We start from the raw sequence: 9,847 nt of genomic DNA, 5'->3' as shown, positions 1-9,847 counted from the left end.
CTACTAGCACTGCATAACCCTCTCCTAATGCTTGAGGATTATAAACTGTCTTTTGAGTTTGCTGTAACTGTGCCTGTTGCTGTGGCTGCACATCTGGCTTTGTTGGTCGATTTGTGATGATGTCAGACAAGCCAACAATATTGCTGACATACCTTGCCCATCGATTGGCATCATCAATTTTATTAAAGCCCCCTATCCGCGTCACAGTTTCGTTGAGATATTTACAGGTAATTGTTTTCAGTTCCGGCGGTAAGGCACTACGCAACTGCTTTTGATTATCTGCTGTGGGACTGACTACTAATAAAAGATACTCACCCGCAGTTGGTGGTTGACAAAGGGGAATGGCTTGTTGGGCAAATACAGAACTCATGCCACCAATCAACCCAGCGTAAGCGAAGCTCATCGTAGACATCGCTAATCCTAAAACACTTGGTAAAATCTGGAATCTATGCACAAAAGTTAGATTATGTAAATCAAGGTGTCTTAAAAAATTTTATAAGAAAAAAGCTGAAAACCCAGTTACTTCAGTATGGGATGAAAGGAGTGTCAAAAAATATATTTTTTTACTCAAGAATAAAATTAGGGAGTGGGGAGTGGGGAGTGGGGAATAGGGAGCAGGGGGAGCAGAGGAGAATAATTAATAACCAATGCCCACTTGCCCTGAGCGACTTGTGCCAAGCGTTGCCGAGGTAAGCCGAAGGGATGCCCAATGCCCAATGCCCAATGCCCCATTCCTAAGATACGGTAGCAAGCGATACCAAGGCATCTGGTATTGTCTCAGAAGGAGCCTGGAATTCACCAGTGATGACGTACTCTAAACGCAGTTTTAACCAAGTAATAAATTGCGGATTGGTAGAAATAATTGCTACTGCTGGTTGGGGACACTTCGCCTTTTGCTCTTTAAACTGCGGTGTTTCCAAGAAAGCTGGTTGCTGAACCAACCAAAAATCTATTTGTTTTTCTTGTTCGTGGTAGTGACGGGTGCGTTCTTTGAGAACTTCGTGTATTGGTTCTTCTTCAAGAAGAAACCTTTGACTGGCCAAAACGTAATAATATGTTTGCATTTTCATCCTTTGGTTGTTATGTGAATAATTTAAGGGTACAGTGCTGCACTCTGTACCCCTAAAAACTAACTCTTGTGCAATTTCCTGAACCAAGAACTGAACGGACAAGCACTTCCCTGCTTTTGGGCATTTATCTGTTTGCCACCAGATGTTAGCTTTTCCAAGAACAAATTATTGTCGAAATAGTGTTCCAAGGAAATAACCTTCAAGTCATCGGTAACTTTTGCAATGCTCATGCCGATAATTTCTACTGTCTCTCCAGTAGGTGCATAGCCTTTGTATTCTCCTTTAAAATGTCCCCAATGCCGCCATTTGAATGTGACATTTGGTGGCCCTGAGAAAACTTCCAGCACTTCCCAAGGAAATCCTTGGGGAAATGTTGTGTGGAAGAGTTTTGCGGATGATTCAAAGCTTTCTTCTGAAGCCTTGTAGTGTTCTGAATCAGCCATAAATAAATTGTAAGTACCTTGGGCTGATACATCTGCTGCTGTGTACTCGACTTTGCCATTGGTACTTACACGAAACTTGTCATTGACAATAGATAACCACTCTTGTGGGTTAGCTTTAAAGGATACCTCCATCTCGAAGGTTCGCACCAAGTTTTGCACGATCGCTTCCAGTGTACCTTCAAGGTGACTATAGGTACTTTCTTGAGCGAGATTCTCTTTGGAACGGGAATAATCAGGCGGTGTCTGATAGCGCCACTCGACATCAGTGCTTTCTGCTATCACCTTATCCCGATCCTGTACCCAAAGCGGCAGGTTGTTAGACTGTGTTGCGCTCATAGAAGTCTTTGGTGAAGGTTTGCTCTCAATTTCTAGATTTCGCAGTAGACAACCCTCTTTTCAGATAGGGGGGTGGGGAGATGAGGGGGCAGGGGGAGATGAGGGGGTAGGGGGAGATGAGGGAGCAGGGGGAGCAAAGGAGAATATTTAATAATCAATCAATGCCCAATGCCCAATGCCCAATGCCCAATGCCCCATTCCCCATTCCCTATTCCCCATTCCCCATTCCCTATTCCCCATTCCCTCTTATAGCTTGTTTCATCTCGCGGACTGCCCTTTCCATACCTACTAATGCTGCCCGACTGATGATGGTATGACCGATGTTCAGTTCTTCCATACCTGGAAGCGCAGCTACTGGATAGACGTTCCAATAGGTGAGTCCATGACCAGCGTTGACTCGCAATCCAGCTTGAATCGCTTGTTCACACCCTTTAGCTAATATGGCTAATTCTCGCTGGCGATTTGTTTCATCTTTAGCCTCAGCATATTGTCCGGTGTGCAATTCAATAAATCGCGCCTGCACCTTGACAGATGCTTCGATTTGTGCTGGGTCGGCATCGATAAATAAACTAACTGGAATGTTAGCGCTTTGCAATTTATCGACTATCTCACCTATTCTAGCAATTTGCCCGATAATATCTAATCCGCCTTCTGTTGTGACTTCTTCGCGCTTTTCGGGGACTAAGGTTACATAATCTGGTTTGATATCAAGAGCGATCGCTAGCATTTCATCTGTAGCGGCCATTTCTAAATTAAGATGCGATCGCACTGTTTCTCGCAATATACGCACATCCCTGTCTTGGATATGCCGCCGATCTTCCCGCAGATGCACCGTAATCCCATCTGCACCCCCTAATTCTGCCAGCACCGCCGCCGCCACGGGGTCTGGTTCCACTGTCCGCCGTGCTTGCCGGATGGTGGCGATGTGGTCAATGTTAACGCCAAGTGTAGGCACCCCAAATTTCTCCCAAATCCACAGTCCTCAGAATTTGATTTTACCGGAAAAGCTGGTCGTGCATAGCGAAGTAGTCAAAGAAAGATTGAAGCAGAGGCAGGGGAGCAAGGGGGATAGAACAGAAAGGGGATTCGACCCCAACCTCACTTGAACCACTTATTAGAAGTGGGGGACGTAAGAACATGTTCCCCCCTTCATTTCACGGCAGCAGAAAGGGGTCATTTCCCCCTGCTCCCTGCCCCCTTCCCCCTGCCTCTTCGTTAAATATAGCTTACTAGATTCTTTTTTTACTTTGTACACTGTATAAATGCTAGAATCCTCAAGTAGACAGTTAGGATACTTAGATGCCAGTTGTAGCTAACTCAATCAAGTTTGGTACAGACGGCTGGCGGGGCGTTATTGGTGACGAGTTCACCTTTGAACGCCTAGCCCTGGTCGCGCCAGTTGCCGCAAAAGTATTATATGATACATATTTTTCTACGGTGGGTAGCCGGACAATAATTGTCGGTTACGATCGCCGATTCATGGCCGAAGACTTTGCTCGTGCTGTTGCTGATACTGTCACCTCTGTTGGATTTGATGTGCTACTGAGCGAAACCTATGCCCCAACCCCAGCTTATAGTTGGGCAGCAAAACAACTCAATGCTTTAGGGGCGCTGGTAATTACAGCCAGCCATAATCCAGGTACATATTTGGGGTTAAAAGTCAAGGGTTGTTTTGGTGGGTCAGTGCCGCCAGAAGTTACAAAAGAGATCGAAGGGCAGTTGTCGGTTGGAGTAGCTGCTAGTGGTACTCCAGGGAAGCAAGAGAAATTTGATCCTTGGCCCAGTTATACCCAAGAATTAGAAGGTAAAGTTGATATTGCCAAAATTCGAGAAGCGATCGCATCTGGCAAATTGACCTTATTTGCCGATGTTATGCATGGTGCGGCGGCAGGCGGATTGGCCAGACTACTAGGCAATCAAGTCAAAGAAATCAACTCAGAACGCGATCCCCTATTTGGTGGAGGTGCGCCGGAACCCTTGCCTAAATACCTTTCAAAGTTATTTGAAGTCATCAAAACTCACCGAGAAACCGATAAATCAAGTTTAACGGTGGGGTTGGTATTTGATGGAGACTGCGATCGCATTGCAGCTGTAGATGGAGAAGCTAACTTCCTAAGTTCTCAAGTCTTAATCCCCATATTAATCGACCACTTAACCCTACGGCGCGGCTTTAGTGGTGAAATAGTCAAAACTGTTAGTGGTTCCGACTTAATGCCCCTAGTAGCAGCACTACATAACCTGTCAGTATTTGAAACAGCAGTTGGTTACAAATACATCGCTGATAGAATGTTAGCAGCAAAAGTGTTGTTGGGCGGCGAAGAGTCGGGAGGAATTGGTTATGGTAGTCATATTCCCGAACGCGATGCACTGCTGTCAGCATTATACGTCCTAGAGGCGATTGTAGAATCTGGTTTGGATTTAGGTGAGTATTATCGCTACTTGCAGAAACAAACAGGGTTTATTTCAGCTTACGATCGCATTGATTTACCCTTAGCAAGTATGGAAGTGCGATCGCGTCTTTTGCAACAACTGCAAACTCAACCCTTAACAGAAATTGCCGGGTTAGCAGTGATTGATTGCCAAACAATTGACGGCTACAAGTATCGTCTTGCTAATAAAAGCTGGTTAATGATTCGGTTTAGCGGTACTGAACCAGTTTTACGGCTGTACTGCGAAGCCCCGACAATTGAGCAAGTGCATCAAACTCTTGCTTGGGCGAAACACTGGGCAGAGTAAAATTAATTAGTCATTAGTCATTTGTCCTTTGTCCTTTGTCTTTGAAGTTTTGATGCCTGTGGTATTCTCTGCGCCAATGTAGAAATCGGCCCTCAGACTTCTCTGTTTGTCCTTGGTAAATGACTAATGACCAATGACCAATGACCAATGACCAATGACTAATGACCAAATTACTAGTAGTAGCTACAGGAAATCCAGGTAAGTTGCGAGAAATGCAAGCTTATCTGGAAAATTCTGGTTGGGAATTAACACTCAAACCTGAAGAATTGGAAATTGAAGAAACGGGCGAAACCTTTGCTGCCAACGCTTGTCTGAAAGCGTCACAAATTGCTAAAGCCACAGGAAATTGGGCAATTGCTGATGATTCGGGTTTGCAAGTAGATGCCCTAAATGGCGCACCAGGGGTTTATTCTGCACGTTACGCTAAAACCGACTCAGAACGCATTGCTAGGGTATTGAGAGAATTAGATAACGAAGTCAATCGACAAGCTCAATTTGTTTGTGCAGTAGCGATCGCTCGTCCTGATGGTGCGATCGTATTAGAATCTGAAGGTATTTGTCGCGGCGAAATTCTCCATGCATCGCGTGGTGATGGTGGTTTCGGCTACGACCCAATTTTTTATGTGCAAGAATTGCAATTGACTTTTGCTGAGATGACACCGGAGTTGAAAAGGTCAATTAGCCATCGAGGCAAGGCTTTTACAGCTTTACTTCCGCAGCTAGAGAGAGTTAGGAATTGGGAGTTTGGAGTTAGGAGTTGGGAGTAGAGACGCGATTAATCGCGTCTGTCTGTACAAGAGTTAGGAGTTAGGAATTGGGAGTTTGAAGTTTGGATTTATGAATTTTACTAAATCTTCACTCATTTAGTCCTAACTCTTAACTCATAACTCTTAACTCATAACTTTTTTAAACTGCTTCTGTGTTCTTTTCGCCGGTGCGAATCCGAATCACTTGCTCAACAGACGAGATGAAAATTTTACCATCGCCGATTTCACCAGTGCGGGCAGCAGCAATAATTTTGTCCACCACCATATCAACTTGATTGTCATCAACGACGATTTCCACTTTGAGTTTTTGTAGAAACTCAACGGTGTACTCAGAACCGCGATACCGTTCAGTTTGGCCTTTCTGCCGTCCGAACCCCCGGACTTCAGAAACGGTCATGCCGACAATACCAGCATTAACCAAGGCAATTTTTACCTCATCTAGCTTAAATGGGCGGATAATAGCTTCTACTTTTTTCATCTTTTTGACTCCTGACTTCTACTAGCTTCGTTTATATATCTAACCAGATCCTTTGTCTGAAGCTGTAACTAGCAGTGCTTTTCCTAAAATATATGTAATAATTACCACTTTTTTAAAATGTAGATGCTCTGCCTGAGGGTTTGGGACATGAAAAGCGGCAAGGATTTATTAATTGAATAATCTTTGAGGTTCTAACATAAAGAAGTTGCTGTCAATTTAGCATTTTATGTAGCTTTTATAACCTAAAAATAAATAAATTCCGCCATTTAGCAGATATGCCCAGATATTTTAGAGAATGATTGCAGAGAAATTGCTCGATAGCTCGAAGCTTGGTGCTGCTGACTGTGGGAGTGTCAACTAACGTTTTTGATGTTCAAACAAGGGACGCACAACGAAATATCCAGCACTAAAGGCAGTAAGCATAATTAATAATATGGTGATAATTAACCACCAGCCATTGAGTCCCTTGGCATCTGGCTCAGTAGTGGAATAATAACTTATTTGTTGCTCTTCTATATAAACTGGTTCTGATATCGGGAAATTCATTTCTATTACAGGTATAGAAAAGTCTTGGCGGCAGCTTTTTTCGGGTGGCGTTTTGGGAATAACGGGTGGATGCGAACGAGAAACCTGCTGAGGTGGACGCGCTTGTGTTACTGGCACTTTAGCGGCATTTTTAACGTCACTAGAAGCTTGGGGAACTTGGTGATAACTAGGCGTAGTATGGGAATCCACAAACTTTTGCAAATGAGAAAAAGACTCAACAACTTTGGTAATTTCTTGGCGTAGTAGTTGATTTTCTTGTGCTAATTGCTGATTTTTGGTGGTAAGTGCATGTAGCTTCGCCTGTGTTGCTTGCAACTCTGTTGACAATTCCCTGTATACAGATAGTGGCACAGAGGGAGGGTAGGCTTGAGTAGTCTGTGTTGGCGAATTCCTGTGAACTGAACCTATGGTTGTTCGCATCGAGGGCTTGGTATTAAAAATTAAGGTAAGTAGGTCGTACAGAGATGCTAACAAAGATAGTCAGCCCTGAAACTATGCCCAAGAATAATAGAAAAATGCCGAAAGAGCAAAGATTTATTATTGGGAATTGGGCATTGGGCATGGGGCATTGGGCATTGGTTATTAATTCTTCTCCCCTTGCTTCCCCTGCTTCCTCATCTCCCCACTCCCCACTCCCCACTCCCCACTCCCCACTCCCCTTTATAAGGTTAATTTCATAACAATGGGAAGAAATGTCCTACAGGGCCTTGCCCTTCGCCAATATTTAGGGCGTAAGTGAGTGCAGTAGTCACATACTTCTTTGCGTCTTGCACTGCCTGCCACAAGTCTTGTCCCTTGGACAGATTAGCAGCGATCGCAGCCGATAGTGTACAACCAGTACCGTGAGTATTTTTTGTCTCTACTTGCTGGCAAGTCAAAACTTCCAACTTGTCCCCATCAAACCAGATATCAACACCACGCAAATCTCCCTGCATACCTCCGCCCTTGACTAAAACAGCCTTCGTCCGTAAAGTCTTGTGAATAATTTCAGCAGCGGCTTGCATATCCTCCAAGGAATTAATTTGTAAACCGCTTAAAATCTGGGCTTCGTAGCGATTCGGCGTGATTACAACCGCCTTGGGAATCAGGGCATGGCATAGAGTCTTCACAGCATCATCATCAATCAATTGTGCCCCTGTACGTGACACCATTACCGGATCAACTACTAAATTATCGATTTGTAAAGCTTCCACCTGCTGGGCAACAGCAAAGATAATTTCCTGATTAAGCAACATTCCCGTTTTGGCAGCTTGTACGCCAATATCCTCAACTACTGCCTGAATTTGCCCCACAACAGCCTCTGTTGGCATGGCATCAACCCTTTTCACTCCTAAAGTATTTTGCGCCGTGATGCAAGTTATAGCGCTAGTACCGTGGACACAGTGAAAAGCAAAGGTACGTAAATCAGCTTGAATTCCTGCACCACCACCGCTATCTGAACCAGCAATGGTTAAAGCAACGGGTATTCTGGAGTTTATTTCAGTGTTCATATTATGAAGATTAAGTAAGTTAGCACCATCAAACCAAAATATCTCAAAGATTGATGAACTAGGCTAAAACCCTCTTCCTTCCAGCCTCCTTTGCGATCGCAACCACAAAGATTTACGACAACCTGACTTGAAAGTGCTATTAGCGGTAGCGGGGCGTTTGGTAAAGAAGGCATCGCTTCTTTAAAAATTTTTAGAGAAATTTCATCAAATCCTCGCACAAAGCGCTCTTCAGTCCCATATCACTTTGGAAATTAACAGGACTCCACCACGACATCTCCATAAATTTTTTGCCTTTGTTGTAAAAAAAATAACTATATTCAGAATATTCACTGATTTCTCTCTCGCATCTAAAGGTTAGTTTTAATACATGAGTTCACAAGGCTCAGTTACACCGCGTACAACAGGTTTGACTAAGTTGTTACATTAGTTCCCTTAAGTTAAAGGGTAAACCTACTAAAGTTTCAACCAATTCAACTTTAACCACTCAAAAAACGCAGAGATGACAGGAAACGCCATCGGCTTTGCGCTGCCTTGTCTGCGTGCAAATTGTCCGATCACCCTCAATAAAACACTAACGATTGACGGTATCGACATCCCTACTTTAACCATCAACGGTTAATAGGATAAAAATTTTCAGTTTTCCAACAGTTTTTCTACAAACGACGCGATTTCAAGTTGCGATCGCACAACTGCGACTGTCTTGAAAAGTCTAGATAAATCACCCATTCAAATAACTACTTAGCAACATAGTTTATTGCTGAGAACGTACTACCAATTACCCTTGTAAAATTCGGAGTTAATCTCATGGCTGGCAAAACATACTACGTTTCTGTAACAGGCAATGATAAAAATGATGGCTTGAACGAAGGAGCCGCATTTCGCACCCTCCAAAAAGCTGCGGACTTGGTAGCCGCAGGTGATACCGTCTACGTCATGAATGGTACTTACACAAACATTTACCCTAATATCCTGAGTATTTCAGATAAGCATGGTACCGCTAATGCGCCGATCACATTTACTGCTTATCCTGGACACACACCAGTTTTAGAAGCTCGCATTAACAATTGGAATGCTATCTCAATTACAGGCTCTTCTTATGTAGTAATTGAAGGGCTGACGCTGCTGGGAGCACGAGATGAAATTACATTAGAATATGCGCTCCAGGAAAAAAATAATTTGAGGAATCCAGCAACATCTGGAAATGGTATTAACGTTACATATATCAATGACAACGAAAATCAGCATTCACATCACATCACAATTAGCAATAACAAGGTTTCTAACTTTTCAGGAGGCGGGATTACAGCAATAGAAGCAGACTACATTACAGTAGAAAATAATGTCGTTTCTGGGAATGGTTGGTATTCTCCCTTTGGAGTCCAAGGGATTACAATGCTGAACCTCTGGAATTCTGATGATAATCTCACAGATTACAAAGTAATTATTCGTGGCAATACTTCCTTTGATAACAAGCAGTTAGTACCCACTGCTCTAACAGGAAAAATACAGGAAGGTCATGGGGTGATGCTTGATAGAAGCTACATTGGCACGGAATTTTATGCAGGCAAAGCCTTAATTGCCAACAACCTAATCTACAACAATGGTGGCGCAGGTATTCAGATTTTCAAAGGAGAAAACCCTATAGACATTGTGAATAATACAACTTACCAAAACTCACAAAACCTCTCAACCGGAGAAATTTTCATTAACAGTGCTAAAAATGTTCAGGCCTCTAACAATATTATGTATGCAAACGATGGAGAGTCTGCCAGTTCTATTGTTAATTCTAGTAATGTTTCATTTGACAATAACCTTGCTTACAACGGAGATTTTAAAGGTGCAGGATCAGGAAATGTTTTAAACAAAGACCCGTTGTTTGTTAATGCAGCGAATGGTGACTTTAGGCTCAAACCAGGAAGTCCTGCGATCGATGGTGGTTCCAATGCTTTCAATAGCATCACTAAGAACACTCCTTTAGATG

General features: G+C 43.3%; 14 protein-coding genes. 4 read left to right on the top strand and 10 right to left on the bottom strand.

What is annotated here, in order from left to right; genetic code table 11:
* The 4 genes from LC574_RS11285 to LC574_RS11270 all read right to left on the bottom strand — a co-directional run.
* The coding region (locus tag LC574_RS11285; protein ID WP_229453606.1) for a hypothetical protein at positions 1 to 454 on the bottom strand (454 nt) is incomplete at its 3' end.
* A 125-nt stretch (positions 455 to 579) separates the two neighbouring features.
* Complete coding sequence (locus LC574_RS11280) at positions 580 to 732, bottom strand: hypothetical protein (protein WP_229453605.1); 153 nt, start codon at positions 730 to 732, stop codon at positions 580 to 582.
* Positions 733 to 734: 2 nt separating this feature from the next.
* On the bottom strand, positions 735 to 1,064 hold the full coding sequence (locus LC574_RS11275) for an MgPME-cyclase complex family protein (protein WP_229453607.1): 330 nt from the start codon (positions 1,062 to 1,064) through the stop codon (positions 735 to 737).
* 65 nt (positions 1,065 to 1,129) lie between these two features.
* Positions 1,130 to 1,849 carry an ester cyclase gene (locus LC574_RS11270; RefSeq protein ID WP_229453604.1) on the bottom strand — a complete coding sequence of 240 codons (720 nt, stop codon included), beginning with the start codon at positions 1,847 to 1,849 and terminating at the stop codon, positions 1,130 to 1,132.
* Positions 1,850 to 1,868: 19 nt separating this feature from the next.
* Here LC574_RS11270 and LC574_RS37950 point away from each other — a divergent pair, with 19 nt between their 5' ends.
* On the top strand, positions 1,869 to 2,000 hold the full coding sequence (locus tag LC574_RS37950; RefSeq protein ID WP_267871496.1) for a hypothetical protein: 132 nt from the start codon (positions 1,869 to 1,871) through the stop codon (positions 1,998 to 2,000).
* A gap of 78 nt (positions 2,001 to 2,078) precedes the next feature.
* Here the strand turns inward: LC574_RS37950 and LC574_RS11265 are convergent, their stop codons facing one another.
* Complete coding sequence (locus tag LC574_RS11265) at positions 2,079 to 2,804, bottom strand: pyridoxine 5'-phosphate synthase (protein ID WP_229453603.1); 726 nt, start codon at positions 2,802 to 2,804, stop codon at positions 2,079 to 2,081.
* A 344-nt stretch (positions 2,805 to 3,148) separates the two neighbouring features.
* On the opposite strand from LC574_RS11265, the gene LC574_RS11260 reads away from it, so the two are divergent.
* Complete coding sequence (locus LC574_RS11260) at positions 3,149 to 4,585, top strand: phosphoglucomutase/phosphomannomutase family protein (RefSeq protein ID WP_229453602.1); 1,437 nt, start codon at positions 3,149 to 3,151, stop codon at positions 4,583 to 4,585.
* A 161-nt stretch (positions 4,586 to 4,746) separates the two neighbouring features.
* Positions 4,747 to 5,352 (top strand): RdgB/HAM1 family non-canonical purine NTP pyrophosphatase, encoded by a 606-nt coding sequence (rdgB, locus tag LC574_RS11255; protein ID WP_229453601.1) that lies wholly within the window; start codon positions 4,747 to 4,749, stop codon positions 5,350 to 5,352.
* A 139-nt stretch (positions 5,353 to 5,491) separates the two neighbouring features.
* Here rdgB and LC574_RS11250 read toward each other — a convergent pair whose 3' ends face one another.
* The 5 genes from LC574_RS11250 to LC574_RS11230 all read right to left on the bottom strand — a co-directional run bounded on the left by LC574_RS11250 (position 5,492) and on the right by LC574_RS11230 (position 8,084).
* Positions 5,492 to 5,830: a P-II family nitrogen regulator gene (locus tag LC574_RS11250; RefSeq protein ID WP_229453600.1), complete on the bottom strand. Its 339-nt coding sequence runs from the start codon at positions 5,828 to 5,830 to the stop codon at positions 5,492 to 5,494.
* A gap of 357 nt (positions 5,831 to 6,187) precedes the next feature.
* On the bottom strand, positions 6,188 to 6,796 hold the full coding sequence (locus tag LC574_RS11245) for a hypothetical protein (protein WP_229453599.1): 609 nt from the start codon (positions 6,794 to 6,796) through the stop codon (positions 6,188 to 6,190).
* Between the two features lie 13 nt (positions 6,797 to 6,809).
* The gene (locus LC574_RS11240; RefSeq protein WP_229453598.1) at positions 6,810 to 7,016 is read right to left on the bottom strand and encodes a hypothetical protein; all 207 of its coding nucleotides are present in this window, start codon (positions 7,014 to 7,016) and stop codon (positions 6,810 to 6,812) included.
* A gap of 34 nt (positions 7,017 to 7,050) precedes the next feature.
* Positions 7,051 to 7,866, bottom strand: a complete 816-nt coding sequence (gene thiD / locus LC574_RS11235; RefSeq protein ID WP_229453597.1) for a bifunctional hydroxymethylpyrimidine kinase/phosphomethylpyrimidine kinase — start codon at positions 7,864 to 7,866, stop codon at positions 7,051 to 7,053.
* Positions 7,863 to 8,084: a hypothetical protein gene (locus tag LC574_RS11230; RefSeq protein WP_229453596.1), complete on the bottom strand. Its 222-nt coding sequence runs from the start codon at positions 8,082 to 8,084 to the stop codon at positions 7,863 to 7,865. Before LC574_RS11230 ends, thiD begins: the two co-directional genes overlap by 4 nt.
* Positions 8,085 to 8,670: 586 nt before the next feature.
* Here LC574_RS11230 and LC574_RS11225 point away from each other — a divergent pair.
* Positions 8,671 to 9,847 (top strand): right-handed parallel beta-helix repeat-containing protein (locus tag LC574_RS11225; protein ID WP_229453595.1); only part of this gene is annotated, 1,177 nt, incomplete at its 3' end.

Source organism: Nostoc sp. CHAB 5715, from assembly GCF_020829685.1.
GTDB lineage: Bacteria > Cyanobacteriota > Cyanobacteriia > Cyanobacteriales > Nostocaceae > Nostoc.
The sequence above is the reverse complement of the archived record's forward strand: the minus strand, read 5'-3'. Positions and strand labels throughout refer to the sequence as shown.

Coding starts and splice junctions, on each gene's coding strand:
- LC574_RS11260 (WP_229453602.1), top strand. CDS start 3,149: ATGCCAGTTGTAGCTAACTCAATCAAGTTTGGTACAGACGGCTGGCGG.
- rdgB (WP_229453601.1), top strand. CDS start 4,747: ATGACCAAATTACTAGTAGTAGCTACAGGAAATCCAGGTAAGTTGCGA.
- LC574_RS11250 (WP_229453600.1), bottom strand. CDS start 5,830: ATGAAAAAAGTAGAAGCTATTATCCGCCCATTTAAGCTAGATGAGGTA.
- LC574_RS11275 (WP_229453607.1), bottom strand. CDS start 1,064: ATGCAAACATATTATTACGTTTTGGCCAGTCAAAGGTTTCTTCTTGAA.
- LC574_RS11280 (WP_229453605.1), bottom strand. CDS start 732: ATGGGGCATTGGGCATTGGGCATTGGGCATCCCTTCGGCTTACCTCGG.
- LC574_RS11245 (WP_229453599.1), bottom strand. CDS start 6,796: ATGCGAACAACCATAGGTTCAGTTCACAGGAATTCGCCAACACAGACT.
- thiD (WP_229453597.1), bottom strand. CDS start 7,866: ATGAACACTGAAATAAACTCCAGAATACCCGTTGCTTTAACCATTGCT.
- LC574_RS11270 (WP_229453604.1), bottom strand. CDS start 1,849: ATGAGCGCAACACAGTCTAACAACCTGCCGCTTTGGGTACAGGATCGG.